16 protein-coding genes are annotated in these 18,075 nt (G+C 57.5%); 10 read left to right on the plus strand and 6 right to left on the minus strand.

Translation table 11 applies throughout. The features are described 5' to 3' along the window. Positions 1-51: 51 nt before the first annotated feature. Genes ABD735_RS06650 through ABD735_RS06675 form a run of 6 tightly spaced genes read left to right on the plus strand, consistent with a single transcriptional unit; the run spans position 52 to position 6,336 of the window. Positions 52-1,758 (plus strand): long-chain fatty acid--CoA ligase, encoded by a 1,707-nt coding sequence (locus ABD735_RS06650; RefSeq protein WP_344804581.1) that lies wholly within the window; start codon positions 52-54, stop codon positions 1,756-1,758. Further along, complete coding sequence (locus ABD735_RS06655) at positions 1,755-2,618, plus strand: branched-chain amino acid ABC transporter permease (protein ID WP_344804583.1); 864 nt, start codon at positions 1,755-1,757, stop codon at positions 2,616-2,618. Before ABD735_RS06650 ends, ABD735_RS06655 begins: the two co-directional genes overlap by 4 nt. After that, on the plus strand, positions 2,618-3,664 hold the full coding sequence (locus ABD735_RS06660) for a branched-chain amino acid ABC transporter permease (protein ID WP_344804585.1): 1,047 nt from the start codon (positions 2,618-2,620) through the stop codon (positions 3,662-3,664). Before ABD735_RS06655 ends, ABD735_RS06660 begins: the two co-directional genes overlap by 1 nt. Further along, complete coding sequence (locus ABD735_RS06665; RefSeq protein ID WP_344804587.1) at positions 3,651-4,424, plus strand: ABC transporter ATP-binding protein; 774 nt, start codon at positions 3,651-3,653, stop codon at positions 4,422-4,424. The genes ABD735_RS06660 and ABD735_RS06665 overlap by 14 nt, the downstream gene beginning before the upstream one ends. Next, positions 4,411-5,118: an ABC transporter ATP-binding protein gene (locus ABD735_RS06670; protein ID WP_344804589.1), complete on the plus strand. Its 708-nt coding sequence runs from the start codon at positions 4,411-4,413 to the stop codon at positions 5,116-5,118. The genes ABD735_RS06665 and ABD735_RS06670 overlap by 14 nt, the downstream gene beginning before the upstream one ends. 60 nt (positions 5,119-5,178) lie before the next feature. Continuing rightward, entirely contained in the window at positions 5,179-6,336 is a 1,158-nt protein-coding gene (locus ABD735_RS06675; RefSeq protein WP_344804591.1) for an ABC transporter substrate-binding protein, read from the plus strand. Positions 6,337-6,366: 30 nt separating this feature from the next. Here the strand turns inward: ABD735_RS06675 and ABD735_RS06680 are convergent, their stop codons facing one another. After that, on the minus strand, positions 6,367-6,825 hold the full coding sequence (locus tag ABD735_RS06680; protein WP_344804593.1) for a MaoC family dehydratase: 459 nt from the start codon (positions 6,823-6,825) through the stop codon (positions 6,367-6,369). 78 nt (positions 6,826-6,903) lie between these two features. Here ABD735_RS06680 and ABD735_RS06685 point away from each other — a divergent pair, with 78 nt between their 5' ends. After that, positions 6,904-7,935: an NADP-dependent oxidoreductase gene (locus ABD735_RS06685; RefSeq protein ID WP_344804595.1), complete on the plus strand. Its 1,032-nt coding sequence runs from the start codon at positions 6,904-6,906 to the stop codon at positions 7,933-7,935. Between the two features lie 17 nt (positions 7,936-7,952). Here ABD735_RS06685 and ABD735_RS06690 read toward each other — a convergent pair whose 3' ends face one another. From ABD735_RS06690 to ABD735_RS06700, 3 genes are read right to left on the minus strand one after another with little or no spacing between them, the layout of a single operon-like run. Next, positions 7,953-8,702, minus strand: coding sequence for a class II aldolase/adducin family protein (locus ABD735_RS06690; protein WP_344804597.1), 750 nt, complete (start codon positions 8,700-8,702; stop codon positions 7,953-7,955). A 50-nt stretch (positions 8,703-8,752) separates the two neighbouring features. Next, positions 8,753-9,895, minus strand: a complete 1,143-nt coding sequence (locus tag ABD735_RS06695) for an acyl-CoA dehydrogenase family protein (protein WP_344804599.1) — start codon at positions 9,893-9,895, stop codon at positions 8,753-8,755. Positions 9,896-9,939: 44 nt separating this feature from the next. Then, entirely contained in the window at positions 9,940-11,136 is a 1,197-nt protein-coding gene (locus ABD735_RS06700) for an acyl-CoA dehydrogenase family protein (protein WP_344804601.1), read from the minus strand. A 370-nt stretch (positions 11,137-11,506) separates the two neighbouring features. Between ABD735_RS06700 and ABD735_RS06705 the strand changes: the two genes are divergently transcribed. Further along, positions 11,507-12,859, plus strand: a complete 1,353-nt coding sequence (locus ABD735_RS06705) for a DcaP family trimeric outer membrane transporter (protein ID WP_344804603.1) — start codon at positions 11,507-11,509, stop codon at positions 12,857-12,859. Between the two features lie 61 nt (positions 12,860-12,920). On the opposite strand, the gene ABD735_RS06710 is transcribed toward ABD735_RS06705, so the two are convergent. After that, positions 12,921-14,087 carry an acyl-CoA dehydrogenase gene (locus ABD735_RS06710; RefSeq protein WP_344804605.1) on the minus strand — a complete coding sequence of 389 codons (1,167 nt, stop codon included), beginning with the start codon at positions 14,085-14,087 and terminating at the stop codon, positions 12,921-12,923. 54 nt (positions 14,088-14,141) lie between these two features. Then, positions 14,142-15,347 (minus strand): 3-oxoadipyl-CoA thiolase, encoded by a 1,206-nt coding sequence (locus tag ABD735_RS06715; protein ID WP_344804607.1) that lies wholly within the window; start codon positions 15,345-15,347, stop codon positions 14,142-14,144. Between the two features lie 183 nt (positions 15,348-15,530). Between ABD735_RS06715 and ABD735_RS06720 the strand changes: the two genes are divergently transcribed. Both ABD735_RS06720 and ABD735_RS06725 read left to right on the plus strand, forming a co-directional pair. Continuing rightward, positions 15,531-16,865 (plus strand): hypothetical protein, encoded by a 1,335-nt coding sequence (locus tag ABD735_RS06720; protein ID WP_344804609.1) that lies wholly within the window; start codon positions 15,531-15,533, stop codon positions 16,863-16,865. A gap of 181 nt (positions 16,866-17,046) precedes the next feature. Continuing rightward, on the plus strand, positions 17,047-17,979 hold the full coding sequence (locus ABD735_RS06725; RefSeq protein ID WP_344804611.1) for an IclR family transcriptional regulator: 933 nt from the start codon (positions 17,047-17,049) through the stop codon (positions 17,977-17,979). Positions 17,980-18,075: the final 96 nt, after the last annotated feature.

The raw sequence follows: 18,075 nt of genomic DNA on the forward strand, positions 1-18,075 counted from the left end.
GAACGCTCGAGAAGGACTTGCGCCATTTAATAATAATAGGAGTTGAGCTGCATGTTTACTCGTCATTACGAGGTCTGGCCAAAGCACTTGCCCAAACATCTTGCTGTGCCTGAAACAAGTCTGGTCGCGAACCTCGAGATCTCGGCGCTGCGGTACCCCGACAAGACCGCCATCATCTATTACGACACCAGGATGACGTATCGGGCCTTGCTCAGTGAGGTCGAGGCTCTGGCGGGTTACCTGCAGCACGAAGGTGTCAGGAAGGGCGACCGGGTGTTGCTCTACATGCAGAACGCGCCCCAGTTCATCGTTGCCTATTATGCGATTCTCAGAGCTGATGCGGTGGTCGTTCCGGTCAATCCCATGAACCGGACCGTGGAGCTGGAACACTATCTCTCCGATACTGAGGCTGCGATCTGCATTTGCGGTCAGGAGCTGGTTCCCTGTATCGCACCCCTCCTGGGCACCGGCCACTTGAGGCAGGTGATCACCACCGCGTACTCCGAATATATTCGCACCCCCACGGATCTGAATTTGCCGGCTGAGGTTCAAGCGCCTCTCGAGGCGCAGGATGTGGAAGGCTGTGTGGCCTGGCGCAATGCTTTGGCAGCCGGCTATCAGCCCGCAGAACACACAGCCGGCCCTGATGATATGTGCGTCTTTCCCTATAGCTCCGGGACCACCGGCGCCCCTAAAGGCTGCATGCATACCCATCGCTCCGTCATGGCAACCGCTGTGCATCGGGTTGTCTGGCTCGAAAGCACTTCAGAAGAGGTTGTGCTGGCGACACTGCCGTTCTTTCACGTCACCGGTATGCAAGGCGCCATGAACGGTCCCATATATTGTGGCTCGACGGTAGTCATCATGACGCGCTGGGACCGCAAGCTGGCTGCGGAACTGATCCAGCGCTACAGGATCACCGGCTGGGTCAATATCGCGACCATGGCGATTGATTTTCTGTCTGATCCCGACGTTGAACACCACGATCTATCCAGTCTCAAAAGCATCGGCGGTGGTGGAGCTGCCATGCCCAAAGCCATCGAAGAAAAGCTACGAACGCTCACCGGTCTGCCGTACATCGAAGGCTACGGCCTATCGGAGACCATTGCGGCGACACACATCAATCCCGTAGATGAACCCAAGGCTCAGTGCCTGGGTATTCCGGTATTCGATGTCGATTCGCACGTGATCGACGTCGATACCTTACAGCCAAAAGGCCCAAACGAGGTCGGTGAAATCGTCAGCCACGGCCCGCAGATCTTCCAGGGCTACTGGAAGCGGCCCGACGAAACACGCAAGGCCTTTATCGAACTCGATGGCAAGCGCTTCTTCCGGACCGGGGACATCGGCTACTACGATGAGCAGGGTTACTTCTTCATGGTCGATCGTGTGAAGCGGATGATCAATGCCTCCGGCTTCAAGGTGTGGCCATCCGAGGTCGAGAACCTGATGTATCGCCACCCGGCCATCCAGGAGTGCTGCATCATTTCATCACCCCATGAGCGCCGTGGCGAAACGGTGAAGGCCTGTGTGGTTCTGAAGTCCGGCCACGAGGGCAAGGTGCGCGAAGCGGACATCATCGACTGGTGCAAGGCTGAAATGGCGGCCTACAAGGTGCCGGCCTGTGTCGAGTTCATGTCATCTCTGCCTCGCTCACCAACTGGAAAGCTCATGTGGCGCGCACTTCAGGAGGATGAGTGGGCAAAACAGCCTGAAGGCACACTTAACAACAATAATCACACGGAGGAAGTGCTATGAACATGTTCTTCCAGCAAATCCTCAATGGTCTGACCTTGGGGAGTATCTATGGGCTGGTCGCCCTGGGCTTGACGCTTGTCTACGGGATCCTCCATACCCCGAACTTTGCGCACGGTGCGCTCTACATGGTTGGCGCCTTCGCATCCTATTTCTTCATGGTCGATCTGGGCGTGCACTACTGGATTGCCATGGTGTTAGCCGGTTTCGTCGTTGCCGTTCTGGCGGTGCTCTCGGAGCGACTGGTCTTTCATCAGCTCCGAAACTCCCCGCCGATTCACGACAAGATTGCCGCCATCGGGATATTGCTGTTCCTCGAAGCGGTCGTGCAGATGATCTGGGGTTCAGACTTCCGCCGTATGCCGACGCCTTACATGGGCATCCTCAATTTCGACGGGCTGATCATTCCAGAGCAACGGCTGTTGATTATTCTTGGCGCCTTTGCCCTGATGATAATGCTGCATCTGTTCCTCAGAAAGACCATGGTGGGGTCGACCATCATTGCCATGGCTCAGAATCGTGAAGGTGCGTTTCTCGTGGGGATCGATGCCAATCGTGTTGCCATGCTGACCTTCGCGATATCCGGCTTCCTGGCCGCAGTGGCTGCGACGCTCTACGCACCGATCAACCTGGTGTACCCGTCGATGGGGCACCTCGTCATCATGAAGGCCTTCGTGATCATCATTCTGGGCGGAATGGGGAGCGTGCCGGGCGCCATCGCTGGTGGGCTCATCATTGGCTTTGCCGAGAGCTTTGGTGGCTTCTATATCTCGACCGCTTACAAGGACATCATCGCGTTTGGACTGCTGGTCGTCATCCTGTCCATTCGACCGACTGGCTTGTTCGCCAAGGGGGCGCACTGATGTATCAGCTGGCTGCAATACTGACAGGTCGGGGCGCCAAACTGGCGGCACTCCTCATGGCGCTCATCTTTCCACTGCTCGCGTCCAATGAATATCAGGTCTACGTCATGGCCAGCGCGTTCGTGTGGGCGATTGCCGTCTATGGCCTCAATATCATCACCGGCTACTGTGGTCAGTTGAACCTGGCCCACGGCGGCTTTTTTGCCATTGGCGCCTATACGCTCGCGATTCTGACGGCGGACCACGGCTGGAGCTTCTGGCCAGCCTTTATCGCCGCTGCATTTTCGTCGGCGCTGCTTGGGTTTCTGGTCGGCATCGTCTCGCTGCGTCTCAAAGAACACTATTTCGCCATTTTTACCCTATGCGTTGGCTTCATCATTTATCTGTTGCTGGATAAGTGGGAGGAGCTGACTCACGGCGCTTTGGGCATTCGAGATATTGCTGCGCCCAACGGCTTAGGCCTGGTCGATTTCAGCGAAACCAGGCCGTTCTATTACCTGGTGCTTGGCTTCCTGGTGTTTGCGATCTGGTTCATGGGGCGACTGTCTTCCTCGCTGCTCGGCCGCACCTTGCTGGCGATCCGTAATGGCGATGATCTTGCCGAGTCTCTCGGCATCAACCTGATGCGAAATAAAGTGCTGGCCTTCGTGCTGTCGACAATCTACGCCGGTGTGGCGGGTGCGCTCTACGCGGGCATGGTTCGCTTCGTCGGCCCTGAGGAGGCGAATATCAACCATACCTTCGACATGATCACCTATCTGCTCGTGGGCGGCATCGGCACCCTGTTTGGACCGCTGGTCGGCACCATCGGCATCGTCTGGATTACCCAGTCACTGCAGTTTCTCGAGGACTACCGGATGATTATTTTCGGGCCCTTGCTGGTGCTGCTGGTGATCTTCATGCCGCGGGGGCTGGTTGGATCCTTCCTGGGCTGGAAGTACCGTAAGGACGCTGAGGCTGCACAGGCTGTGAGCGCGAAGCAGGATGCAGCATCAGAGACACGGGTCTCTTCCACCCAGTCAGATGGAGTGAATGAGCATGCTTAGAGCACTCAATCTCACGAAGATGTTTGGTGGCCTTGCGGCCATCAAGGATGTGAGCGTGACGTTCGAAACGGGCAAGATCAACGCCATTATCGGGCCCAACGGCGCAGGCAAGAGCACCTTTTTCAACCTGGTGGCCGGCGCGTATAAACCCACCTCTGGCTGTATCGAGATCGACGGCCAGGACGTGACCCATTTGCGATGCGACCTGATCGCTCGACTTGGGGTAGGGCGCACGTTCCAAACCACCAATCTGTTCGATCAGTCCACAGTACTGGACAACCTGATCGTCGGTCATCGACTGCGGACGCAGTCGGGCTTGTGGGACGTGTTGATCAACTCCAGCCGCCTGCAAAGGGAAGAGCGTCGCTGCCGTGAAAAAGCCCGCGAGGCCCTGGATTTCGTTGGCCTGTCGCACCTGGAAAACCGGGTGATTGCCGATATCTCCCAGGAGGAGCGCAAGCGCGTGGCCTTTGCGCTGGCTTTGGCTACCGAGCCTCGCCTGGTGCTACTGGACGAGCCAGCGGGTGGGGTGAATCCCGAGGAAACCGTTGGCCTTGCCGCCCTGATCCGCAAGATGGTCGACCACGGCCTGACGGTGTGTCTGATCGAGCACAAGATGGACATGATCATGAGCATGGCCGACAAGATCATGGTGCTGAACCACGGTGAAAAAATCGCCGAAGGCACCCCTGAAGAAATCAAAGCCAACCCGATTGTCATTGAAGCCTATCTGGGGAGTGATCACGATGCTGCAGCTTGATCATGTCGAGGTCTGTTACGGCGCCTTTAAGGCGCTCAAGGATGTCTCGATGACAGTCGGGCAGGGGGAGTTGGTCGTGCTGCTGGGCGCCAATGGCGCTGGCAAAACGACGCTGTTCAACGCCATTAGCGGGCTTATCAAACCCAGCGCTGGTGACATAACAGTGGAAGGGCAGAGCCTCACCGGCGCGAAGCCGTCTGCGGTGGTCTCGGCCGGTGTGGTGCAGTGCCCCGAGGGGCGCAAGCTGTTCCCACAGATGTCTGTGATGCAGAACCTCTTGTTAGGCGCCTACGTTCATCGTCGCGACAAGGCGGGCATTCAGCAGAAATTGCGCGAGGTATTGGAGCTGTTTCCAATCCTCGAAGACAAGAAAGATCAGCCAGCCGGCTCACTCAGCGGCGGTCAACAACAAATGGTCGCGATAGGTCGTGCATTGATGGGACGGCCGCGCCTACTGCTACTGGACGAGCCCTCGCTGGGCTTGGCGCCTTTGGTGGTAAAGCAGGTCTTCGAAACCATTAGCCGAATCAACCGCCAGGGCACGAGCGTTCTCCTCGCAGAGCAGAATGCCTTTGCCGCTTTGAAGATCGCCCACCGGGCCTATGTGATCGAAGGCGGGCGGCTGGTCATGGAGGGCGATCAGGCCGCCATGCTCGGTAACGAAGACGTCCGCAAAGCCTATATCGGTGCCTAGAACTCTCGAATAAAAGAATGGCCTATTCTGGGCCGGAAGTAGTGAGCCAAGGAGAAAACAATGAAAATACTCAAAAAGCTCGGACTGGCAATAGCAGCGGCGACGCTGAGTGTGAGCACCGCGACGCATGCCGCTGATGACAAGATCAGTATCGGCTTCACAGGACCGCTGAGTGGTGGTGCGGCGCTGTACGGCGAGAACACCCTGTCTGGCCTGAAAATGGCTGTGGAGGAAATCAACGCGAGCGGTGGCGTTAAGTTTGGCGGCAAACAACACACGCTGGATCTGGTGTCGCTCGATGATCGATATACTCCGGCACAGGCGGCCACCAACGCCAAGCGACTGGTGCAGGAATCGAAGGCACCGGTTGTATTCGTGCCGCACTCAGGTGGCGTTTTCGCGCTTCAGGATTTCAACGAGAAATCGAACTTCCTCTTGATGGCTTACACCAGTGTGCCGTCGGTCACTGAAAAGGGTAACAAGCTCACGGTGCGTATTCCGCCAACCTTCGACGGCTATGTTGAAGCCTTTACCGATTATGCCCAGACCAACCAGGGCAAGAAACTGGGGATAGCTGGCGCGACGCATGAATACGCCAAGATCTGGACCGACATGATCACCGACTACTGGAAAAAACAGGGCGGCACGATCGTTGTCAGCAACCCCATGGATTACAACAAATCCGCTGACTTCTATACCGGCGTCAGCAAGGTGATTGCCGCTGACCCTGACGTTATGTTTGTAGGTGGTGCGTCAGAGCCAACTGGTCTCGTGGTTCAGCAAGCGCGTCAGTTGGGCTATCAGGGCGGCTTCATTGTCATGGACCAGGCCAAGATTGACGAAGTGGCAGAAGTCGCGGGTGGTCTGGAGATGGTAGAAGGGGCGATTGGGGTCATGCCGCTTTCGGTGTATGACACCAAAGCCGCTCAGGATTTCGTCAAGCGCTACAAGGCGAAGTTCAACAAGGTGCCAGGCTCTGAAGCGGCCTATAACTATCTTGCGCTGAACGCCGTCGCCAAGGCCATGGAACTTGCCGGCTCCAGCGATCCGACGGCCATCCGCAAGCATCTGGGCGAAGCGCTCAAGACCATGGACGACAGCAAGAATCCCTATGAAGTGGTCGAGATCACCGACGACGGTGGATTCGTGACTGAGACCCTTTTGGCCGTCGTTGAGGATGGCAAGATCGTCCGCAAGCCCGTCGAGCCTAAAAAGTAGTTTTGGCTGCGTGGCCTGAAATAGGCGGAGCTACACGACGTAGATCGCGAGATTTTCGGCCACGCAGGCTGGACGGTCAGCGCCTTCAATTTCGATAACCGTCGAAAAACGGGCCAGATACCGACCGCCATCCTGTGCCGTAACATTCAGCAGGCTGAGCCGGGAACGGATGCGGGCGCCACTGATGACCGGCGCCGGAAACCGCAGCTTATCAAGACCGTAGTTGATAACCGCTTTGACGCCCGAGACCTGCATGATCTGTTGGTTCAGGCAGGGAATCAGCGACAGAGTGAGATAGCCGTGGGCGACCGGAGCACCCCAGGGCGATTCGTTGCGAGCCCGCTCCACGTCGAGGTGAATCCACTGATGGTCGTCGGTGGCATCGGCGAACGCCTGGATGCGTGCCTGTGTGATTTCGAGCCAGTCACTGACACCGATTTCGGAGCCGATGAGGCCGGTCAGTTCTTCGATACTTTCAATGCTTTTCATGTCGATACTCATATGCTCGGCCAGCCCCCATTCTTACGTACCTGCGCTACGACAGCAACACCCCCACTGGAGAGAATAATGGAACAGAACCAACGCTATAGCCTGGTCGAACGACCGGCCGGTATGCCTGATGAAAATCACCTGAAACTTGAAGACGCACCGATGCCAACGGTCGGGGATGGCGAGCTGCTCCTCCGTACCATCTATCTGTCGCTAGACCCATATATGCGTGGCCGCATGAACGCAGCGAGCTCCTACGCCCAATATGTTGAGTTGGGTGATGTGATGACCGGTCGCACGGTCTCGGAAGTGGTAGCGTCGAAGAGTGACGACTTCAAGCCGGGCGACATCGTGCTCAGCGAAAATGGCTGGCAGCGCTATGCTGCGGTTCCAGTAGCCTCAGTGCGCAAGCTCGATCCCGAACAGGCACCTGTAAGCACAGCCGTGGGTATTCTCGGGATGCCGGGATTGACCGCCTATGTCGGCTTGCTTGATCTGGCGCAGCCAAAGGCCGGAGAAACGGTGGTGGTATCGGCGGCGGCCGGTGCGGTCGGACAGGTGGTCGGACAGTTGGCCAAGATGAAGGGCTGTCGGGTCGTGGGCGTGGCCGGAGCGGAGGACAAATGCCGCCACGTTGTTGAAGCCTATGGTCTTGATGCCTGCATCAATCACCGGGACTCGGATTTTTTCGATCAGCTCAAGGCCGCCTGCCCGGACGGCATAGACGTCTATTTCGAGAACGTAGGTGGGCACGTCTTCGATAGCGTCATGCAGTTGGTCAACGATTTCGCTCGAATACCGGTGTGCGGCCGGATAGCGCATTACAACCAGACGGAACTGCCAACCGGCGCGGATCGTCTGATCCCGTTTATGGGTAAGGTGCTGATCAAACGCTTGATGATTCGTGGTTTCATTCAATCGGATCATTGGGACCGGCTACCGGCGTTCCAGGCCGATATGAGCCGCTGGATTCGAGAAGGCAAGGTCAAGTATCAGGAGGATATCGTGGACGGGCTGGAGAATGCGCTAAGCGCTTTCCAGGGCCTCCTTGAAGGCGCAAATCGCGGCAAGCTACTGGTGCAGGTGAGCTCAGATCCTACCCAGCGATGACCAATTGCTGTACAAGATCAGATGGCATAGCCGGGCGATCTGCTGTCGAGTAACCTCAACAGCGCCGGCCAGGTGAGTGTCGCGGCCTTGCCCAGTTCTTCCGACTGCACGCGCGTGGTCTCGATGGCTTCCTCTGTAGGGAGATAGGTAGGGCCGCAAGACAGGGTCCGGACCTGGATCTCGCAGGCCTTCATTAGAAAGTACATGTAGGTGAAAGCTTCTGCCACCGTACGACCCACCGTAAGGGTGCCGTGATTGCGCAGTAACATCATCCGGGCGTTACCGAGATCGCGTGTCAGTCGTTCACGCTCATCGAGGTTCAGCGCCACACCTTCGTAGCCGTGATAACTCAGATGCCCCAGGCACAGCATCGCGGTCTGGCTGAGCGGTAGCAGACCGTCCCGGTGGGCTGATACGGCGACGCCGTCCGGCGCATGTAGATGCACCACGGCGCCGGCATCTTCACGACTCATGTGCACGGCACTGTGGATAGTAAAACCGGCCGGATTGACGCGGTGCACACTGCCACTTTGCACGATGGTCCCGTCCTGATTCACTTTGATCAAGGAGGAAGCGGTGATCTCGTGAAACAGCAAACCGTAGGGGTTGATCAGAAAGTGATGCTCGGGTCCGGGCACGCGGGCTGAGAGATGCGTGAACACAAGATCATCCCAGCCGTACAAAGCAACGAGCCGATAGGCGGCGGCCAGGTCCTTTCGAACCTGCCACTCTTCGAGTTTCTGCTGATGAGTATCTGCTTCTTTCATTTCGGACTGCATTGTTGTTGTCTCCGAGTTCCAGCGTGTAGCGCTGAGGGTTAAGCCGTCTCCATCAGTCCGCTGAAGACTTCGAGGTGATGGTCATCGTCGCCCAACTGGTGATTGATCATGATCAGGCGCTTGGCATAGTGAGCCAGACTATACTCCCAGGTCATGCCGATGCCACCATGCAGCTGTATAGCCTGTTCTGCTACATACTGGCCAGACCTGCCGATCACATGCTTTGCGGCCGAGAGTACACGCTGACGCGCCACACTGTCGCCATCGTCCGCGACCGAGGCCGCGAGCGTGGCCATGGACCGCGCCTGCTCGAGCTCGGAACTCATGTCGACCATACGATGCTGCAATACCTGGAACTTGCCGATAGGCACGCCAAACTGCTTGCGCGTCTTGAGGTAGTCCAGCGTCAATTTGACCGCTTCCTCCATCGCACCAACCGCCTCTGCACAGAGGGCCGCCATCGCCCGACCGGCCTGATAATGGATCGCAGGGCTGGCCTCGTCGAGCGTACCGAGTAAGGCCTCCTTGGGTACAGTGACATTGCGGAGAAATACATCGCAGCCTTTGAGCCCGTCGACAGTCGGATAAATCTGGCGTTCAACGCCATCAGCGTCCGCATCAACCACGAAGAGGCTGATGCCTGCCGCATCGCTTGCCTCACCGCTGGTGCGGGCTGAGATGATCAGCTTCACTGCCTGATGCCCCCCGATGACCACGGCCTTTCGGCCATTGAGGCGGTAGCCGTTCTCGAGGCGTTCAGCACGGGTCTCGACGTCGTCCAGGTTGTAATGGCTCTGCGGTTCCTGCAGGCCCACGGCTGCGATGAACTCACCGCTGGCGATGCCTGTCAGCAGTGTCTGTTTCTGATGATCGCTGCCCAGCTGATCGATCAGCCCGCCCGCGAGGATCACCGACTGCATGTAGGGCTCCAGGCACAGGCCGCGCCCCAACTCTGTCATTACCACCTGCGTTTCGACACCGCTACCGTCGAAACCACCGAATGCCTCGGAGAAGGGCACGGCTGTCAAACCGAGTTCGCTCAGCTGCTTCCAGAACGCTTTGCTGAAGCCTGGCTCTGATTCCCGGTATCGTTCGCGTTGCTCGAAGGTATACTCGCTGCGCACCAGGCGAGCCGCGGTTTCCTGTAGCATCTGTTGTTCTTCAGTCAATCTGAAATCCATGGCAGTCTCTTTCTCTCTCGCTGGAATGTTCAAGGCTCGTCGTGTTAAAGCTCGAGGATCATCTTGGAAACGATGTTCTTCTGGATCTCGTTGGAGCCGCCAAAGATCGAGAGCTTGCGCATATTGAAGTACTGGGCTGCCAGCGGCGCGGCGTCGATGTCCGACAGGTAGTCACCTTCGTAGTCAAACGCCATTTCTTCTTCCAGGAAGGGCTGCGCGTAAGGGCCGATCGCACGGCGCAGCAGGTCGGTGATCGCCTGACGGATTTCTGTGCCTTTGACTTTAAGCATGGAGCTTTCGGCGCCCGGCATGCCACCGCCTTCGACTGTCGCGATGATGCGCAGGTTGCTGATTTCGGCAGCCATCAGGTCGATTTCAAGCGCTGCGATGCGCCGACGGAACGCGCTGTCTTCAATAAGCGGCTTACGGTTCTTCTGGACGCGTGAGGCCAGCTGCTTGAGATGATGCAGCGCCGCTTTTGAGCCGCCAATACCGGCAAGCCCGGTGCGCTCGTAGGTCAACAGGTACTTGGCGTAGGTCCAGCCACGGTTCTCTTCACCAACCAGGTTCTCGACCGGTACTTTGACGTCGTCAAAGAACACTTCGTTGACCTCGTGTTCGCCCTCAATGGTGATAATCGGGCGAACGGTGATGCCGGGGGTATCCATGTCGATGAGCAGAAAGGAGATACCGCGCTGGGGCTGCACTTCAACGTCCGTCCGGACCAGACAAAAGATCATGTTGGCGTGCTGCCCCAGGGTGGTCCAGGTCTTTTGACCATTGACGATATAGTGGTCGCCATCACGCACGGCACGGGTTTTCAGTGAGGCCAGGTCAGAGCCCGCGCCAGGCTCTGAATAGCCCTGACACCACCAGTCTTCGCCGCTCAGGATACGCGGCAGATAGTGCTGCTTCTGTGCCTCATTACCAAACTTGATGATCACCGGTGCGACCATGTTGACGCCGAAGGGAATGCTGCGTGGCGCCCCGAACGCCGCGATTTCCTCATCGAAAATGTGCTTCTGGATCGCCGACCACGCGGTTCCGCCGTGTTCGGTAGGCCAGTGCGTGGCATACCAGCCTTGCTGACTCAGCACTTGCTGCCATCGCTGGTGGTCTGCCTTGCTGAGATATCTCCCGCCTTTGACCTTGGCAGCGATGTCAGCCGGCAGCTTGTCTTTCAGAAAGCCCCGGACTGTCTCCCGGAAGGCCTGTTCCTCGGCCGTGAAGTTGATATTCATCTGACAACCTCTTTGCGTCTTTAATGTTTATTGTGAAAGAAAATACCGCACAGCAGAATTAGACGATCATGCAGCCTCATAACTTGACTGTCAATTCTCTTCCGGTGCCCTCGAGAAGGATCTGTGACAAATAGTTCGTTTCATCAGATGAAGGCTTGTTGGATGCTCAGTGTTTCAGTATATTTTGAGGTGCACGGAATGGTGGTTCGCACAGTGAAACCGATATATGCAACAGGTCCGCACAGCGAAATGCGGTAGTCTTCTGGGCTGAGCCTCTTGTTGAGGTTCGCGATCACACCCTCGTTGCGAGGCCGGGTCATCAATAGCTGATATCCCGGCTCGCATAGAACAACAACAAGAGGTACATGACATGAAAACCAGGAACAGCACAGCCAAGTCGAATCTTGGCGTCCACATCGGAGCGGCAGCAAGTTTGCCTACCATGGCGCCGATCATTGCAATGCTAGGCGCACCCGTCTGGGCTCAGGACGTGGCCGATCTCGAGCGGCGCGTTGAGGCTCTACAGGCTGAGGTAGAGACGCTCAAATCATCTCGCGCCCCGGAGGCAGAGGAGGACAACCCCTACCTTCTGAAGGATGGCGACGGCATTCGGATTGGTGATACGACCGTCTCGTTCGGCGGCTTCATCAAGGCTGATGCGATTATCGGCTCCAATGGTGATGGTACCGAGAACGCCTATTCAGTCGGCCTCCCGCGCGCGTTCGCAGCCTATGCCCGTTCAGATGAGAACGACTGGCAGGTGGGCTTTACGGCGCGAGAAAGTCGCTTCAGCTTCGGTACCGCGACCGTCGATGTGCTCGACGCCGTGCTCACAACCTATCTGGAAATGGACTTTAACGACAACGCGAGCGGCGATGGCAACGAGATCGTCTCCAACAGCTACAATCCGCGTTTGCGCCAGGCTTTTGGTTCCTGGAAAGGCTGGACGATTGGCCAGACCTACACCACCTTTTCAAACCTGGCCACGCTGCCGGAAATCCTGAACCAGGGGAAAATGGCCGGCTTCATCTATACCACTCAAGCCCTGATCCGCTACACGATGGCAGTGCCAGGCGGTAAGCTGCTGATGTCCCTGGAGAACCCCGAAGATGCGTCGTCGTCCTTCGAGTACGCCGACGAGTTAGCCTTCGCAGGCGACACGCTCTACGATGACCAGTCGATCCCGGACATCGTGGCCCGTTATGACATCACGGGGGATTATGGCGTCTATTCGGTGGCAGGTCTGGTGCGCCGTATAGACTCCCGCACCGATGAAGCCTGGACTGGCGCCGGGTCTTTGAGTGCACGTATCCCCACGATCGGTAAGGACGATGTGCGATTGCAGTATTCCTACGGCGCGCTTGGCCGCTACATGGGGCTTTATCTGTACCCCGACTCCAACTACATAGCAGAAATGGCAACCGGTGGCGATGTGGACCCCTTCGACTCACAGGGTATTACCGCTGCCTATCGGCACTTCTGGACGGCAGCCTGGCGCAGTACCCTGAGTGTGTCTCACACGGAGGCAGTGGATGATCCGTTTACGACAGGCACCCTTGGCGGTCTGGACTCGGCGACTTCGACCCATGCGAATCTGATCTGGACGCCGCATCCTAATATGACCTACGGCATCGAGTATGCCTACTGGGATTTCGACACGTACAACAAGCCGGGCAGCGATCAGTATCAGCAGGCCATGCTCTCTGCACAGTTTCAGTTCTAGGCGACTGCGGTCCAGGAACGATACGAAGAAAGGGAGCTGAGGCTCCCTTTCTTTGTTGAGACTAGAAGAATGCCTGGAGGCCGGTTTGCCCCTTGCCCAGAATCAGCGCATGGACATCATGTGTGCCTTCGTAGGTATTGACGGCTTCCAGGTTCATCATGTGGCGAATGACGTGATACTCATCAGAGATGCCGTTACCGCCGTGCATGTCGCGAGCGACCCGGGCAATGTCCAGCGCCTTACCACAGTTGTTTCGCTTCAGCAGGGAGATCGCATCAGGACTCGCCTTGCCGGCATCCATCAATCGGCCCAGCTGCAGCACGCTTTGCAGGCCAAGAGTAATCTCGGTTTGCATATCGGCCAGCTTCTTCTGAATCAACTGATTCGCGGCCAGTGGCTGCCCGAACTGCTTGCGTTCCAGGGTATACGTGCGCGCAGCGTGCCAACAGAACTCCGCGGCCCCCAGGGCACCCCAGGAAATCCCAAAGCGCGCTTTATTGAGGCAGCTGAGCGGGCCCTTCAAGCCCTGGACATCGAGCCGATTCTCCTCTGGTACAAACACCTCATCCATGAAAATGGAGCCTGTGACGGAGGCCCGCAGTGAAAACTTGCCTTCGATGGTGGGTGCATCCAGGCCCTTGGCGCCACGCTCGATCACGAAGCCAGTCACCACGCTATCCAGCACGGCCCACACTACAAACACATCTGCAATCGGCGCGTTGGTAATCCAGGTCTTCGAGCCGTTCAGCACATAGCCACCATCGGCTTTCCTGGCGCGGGTTTCCATGCCACTGGGATCGGAGCCGTGATTCGGCTCTGTCAGCCCGAAACAGCCCACCCATTCGCCAGACGCCAACTTTGGCAGCACACGCTTTTTCAGCGCTTCCTTCGCGTAACTAAAGATGGGGTACATCACTAATGAGGACTGGACGCTAAGCGCCGAACGGTAGGCAGAATCGACACGCTCGACTTCCCTCGCAATCAGCCCGTAGCAGATGTAATTGAGGCCAGGGCCGCCGTATTCTTCAGGCAAGGTCGCGCCTAGCATGCCGAGCTCGCCCATCGCAGGGAATATCGAGCGGTCGAAGCGCTCGTGGCGATTGGCATCGCGGATGCCCGGCATCAGGCGCTGATCGCAGAAACTGCGGATGCTGTCGCGCACCTGGCGCTCTGTTTCGCTCAGTTGTTCGTCAAAATGTAAGAGATCATCCCATGGGGCCGAAGCCATTGTGTTACTCCTGAGTCGTGTCTTGAATGTGTATAAGTGTAGAACCTTTATCCATTAATCCCTCACGCGCTCGATGATGGTCGCGATGCCTTGCCCGACGCCGATACACATGCTGATGAGTGCGTAGCGGCCCCCAGTCCGTTCAAGATGACGCACAGCCGTCAGGGCCAGCCTTGCGCCTGATGCACCGAGTGGATGGCCAATGGCGATTGCACCACCGTTCGGGTTGAGGCGTTCGTCGTCACCAGCAATGCCCAGTTGGCTGGCACACCCCAGCACCTGGGCCGCGAAGGCTTCATTGATTTCGATCAGGTCCATGTCGGACAGGCTGAGGCCAGCCCGCTGCAATGCCTTTTGGCTGGCCGGCACAGGCCCGAGGCCCATCACTCGGGGTGGCACACCACTGATGGCGGCGGCAACGATTCGCGCCCGGGGTTTGATGTCATACCGCGCCCCAACGGCCTCGGAACCGATGATGAGAGCGCCAGCACCATCGTTGATGCCGGATGCGTTTCCTGCCGTGACAACACCACCAGGAAACAGCGGCCTCAAATCGGACAGGGCTTCAAATGTGGAGTCGGGGCGGGGATGTTCATCAGTGCTGATGGCAATCGGTGGCTTCTTTCGGCCCTGTGGCACTTCGATCGGGAGGATTTCATCGTCATAGAAGCCGGTCTTACGGGCGGCCTCATAGAGCGCCTGGCTTCGGGCGGCGTAGCGGTCAACCTCTTCGCGGGTTAGATCCAGATCCTGCGCGATATTGTCGGCAGTCTCTGGCATGCTGTCGGCACCGAATGCTGACTCGAGTCTTGGGTTGGGGAAGCGGGCGCCGATGGTGCTGTCGAAGGCTGAGATCTGACGGCTGTAGGGGGAGTCGGCCTTGGCAATGACGAAGGGGGCTCGGCTCATGCTCTCCGCACCACCGGCGATAAACAACTCGCCTTCCTCGCATCGTATGGCTCGCGCAGCATCCATGAGCGCGGCCAGGCCCGAGCCGCACAGCCGGTTGACGGTCATGCCGCCGGTCTCAACGGGTAGTCCGGCAAGTAAGCCAGCATTTCGAGCAATGTTACGGGCATCCTCGCCCGCCTGGTTGGTGCAGCCGGCAATGACATCCTCAAAGCGTGCGGGGTCAAATCGGTTGCGCTCGACCAGTGCCTTGATGACCGTGGCCAGGAGGTCGTCCGCTCGAACTGCAGCTAATCCGCCGGCATGGCGTCCGAAGGGCGTTCTGAGACCGTCATAAATATATGCGTGCATTTAATCTCCTCCATTTCGAGCGTAGGGCGCCATTTCGTGCTTGCTAAATAGAAAAACGCTTATATAGTTCCGTACTGCGAAACACAGTTTTATAAAAACGAGGTTAATTCCAAGCGTGTATGAAAGCAAGCCTTTGTTCGCCTCTGAGAGCGTCGCTGGATTGACGCCATGCGGTGCTGTGAGATGAGCAGAGTAGTAGTGCCTGCGGGCGTGCTCTGCGAGCTGATGGCCATCCTCACGGGCTCACCGCTCTTGAGCTATATGGCCTGCAGCCTGTTCGTCTTTCATTTCACGCAGGTATTTCTGCGGCTGGAGTGGTATGCCCGGATACTGGCTTCGGTTACCGTCGTGACCTTGGTGATGCTCGCACTGCTGGGGAAATTGACATGGCCTCTGCTAGGTAAGGCTGCGGAATCTGCTGCATTTTTTGCCACCTTTCTGGGCAGCCTCGGGTTGATGCAGTTGCTGGTGCGACGCTTCGAGTTTCTGCGACGTATTCACGACGCGCTGCTCAGTGGACGGACGACGCTCCTGTATCCGAAGTATGCGATTACCAGTTTCGGCGTCGCCTCGGTACTCAGTTTCGGTGTCTTGAATATGCTCTGCGGCGGCCTGGCACAGACCCTCGATCAGCGTCAGATCGAAGGGCAGGCGAGGCTCGACTGGCTACGGAGCCTGTTAGGCGTCACTTTGAGAGGGTTTGCGCTTGTTCCACTCGTTGCGCCGACCAGCGTTGCTGTGGCAATTATCACGCGCGAGGTGCCTGCGTTGTCCTGGAGCAGCCTGGTGCCTTACACCGCTGTGGCAGCACTGCTGTTTCTGGCAGTGGGATCGGTTCTGGAGCGCCACCGCTTCAAGGCAATCAGCGGACAGCGCGTACATTTGGGCGGAATACCCGCGGGGACGAGTGTATTACTGGCTTTCGTGGGGACTTTGTTCGGGGGCATAGGTCTGCTGGTGTTCTGGACACCCCTGAATGTCTCGAGAGCCGCTATGATCCTCGTACCTGTCCTGACAGTCTTCTATCTGCTCGTTCGTGAGCGGCGTCCAAGCGCGCTCGCCCGGGAACTAACCAGCAATATGCTGTCACAGTCCAACGAGATGATGATTTTCGCCAGTTCGGCGGCCTTGGGTGGCACGCTGGCGTCGCTAGTCCCGGCGCAAGTTATCGGTGCGGCATTCGTCTCGCCGCAGGGGGAGTTTGCTTTCGCAGTGACAGGCATGCTGATCCTGCCGGCTGCAGCGGCAATTGGCATTGCGCCCATGGCAGTGCTGAGCTTCCTCGCCGGCATTCTGGCGCAGTTTCAGTCCATGGGACTGTCGCCCCTGACTGGCGGCGCAGGGCTGGCGATCGGGTTTTCTCTGGCAATGATGCTGTCGCCCTTCGGTCCTTCCGTCATGATACTGGCACGCTTTGGCCGTATCTCGAAATTCACCGTGGCCTTCGGTTGGAACGGGTTCTTCACGCTGGCCGCCTTGCCGCTGATGCTGGTGCTGCTTGCCTGGATGGCGTGGTAAGGTTTGTCTCCGTCTATCAGAGCTGGCGGCGCAAGTCTTGGACCACTAGAATGTAATTCAAACACCTGTTGGGTCCTTGACTCGGTAAGGCGCGTAGATCTCCTGAAGTGAGCTGATGAGTGATCACCGGACACGCAGTCCGTCAGGAATGCTTTCTGACATAAGAAGAAGATGGAAGAATATGAGTACAGCAAAGAAAAATCGGCCTGCAGCAGCAAAAACCAGTGCCTCAGCAAAAGGCAGTGCTGCAGCGAAAGGCAATGCCGCAGCGCCCAGGGCCAAATCTGCATCGACCACGCCCAAGGCTGCATTGACCAAGGCCAAGGCTGTTCAGGACATTGAGGCGGTGGAAGCGCCAGGTAAGGACCGCAAGTTCGTCGAGGCGCTCTCGCGTGGCCTGGATGTGCTAAGAGCGTTCACACAAGGCTCAGTCATTCTCGGTAATCAGGATATTGCACGGATCACCGGTCTGCCCAAGCCGACAGTATCCCGAATGACCTACACCTTGACCAAACTCGGCTACCTCAGCTATTCCACTCAGCTTGAGAAGTATCAGCTCAGCTCAGGTGTACTCGCGCTTGGCTACGCCTATGTCTCGAACCTCAAAGTGCGCCAGCTTGCCAAACCTTATATGGATGAGTTTGCCCGCCGTACGAATACCACCGTGGGCTTAACCTGCCGCGACAGGCTTAATATGATTTACGTCGAAAACCGCCTGCCGCCGGGCGCCTCGATGATGCGTATGGAAATTGGCCTCAAGCTGCCGATCGCCACTTCGGCGGCCGGTCGTGCATACTGCTCGGCAATTGGCGAGGAAGACCGCGCGCACCTCTTCGCCTCGCTGGCAAAAAAATATGGTGAAGAATGGCCTAAACATGAGAAGGATATTCAACGCTCGCTTGAAGAATACCGTGAGAATGGCTTCTGCCTCTCCCTTGGTGAGTGGGATCGCAACATAAACGCTGCAGGCGCACCTGTGTTTCTGGGTGACGGCACCGTGATGGCGCTGTCATGCTCGGCGCCGACCTATCTTGTACCCCCTGAAGCCATGCGTAGCTCCATAGCGCACCAGTTGGCGATACTGGCCAGCGACATCGAATCGCTGGGCGTCTAACAGCCTTGCTCGAAGCAAAAAGGGCGCAGTCGTAACGACCGCGCCCTTTTTTGTTATTGCAGGCGACTCGCCAGCTGGCTCACCAGTTGGCTCACC

Origin of the sequence: Allohahella marinimesophila, assembly GCF_039538005.1 — a bacterium.
GTDB classification, from domain to species: domain Bacteria; phylum Pseudomonadota; class Gammaproteobacteria; order Pseudomonadales; family Oleiphilaceae; genus Allohahella; species Allohahella marinimesophila.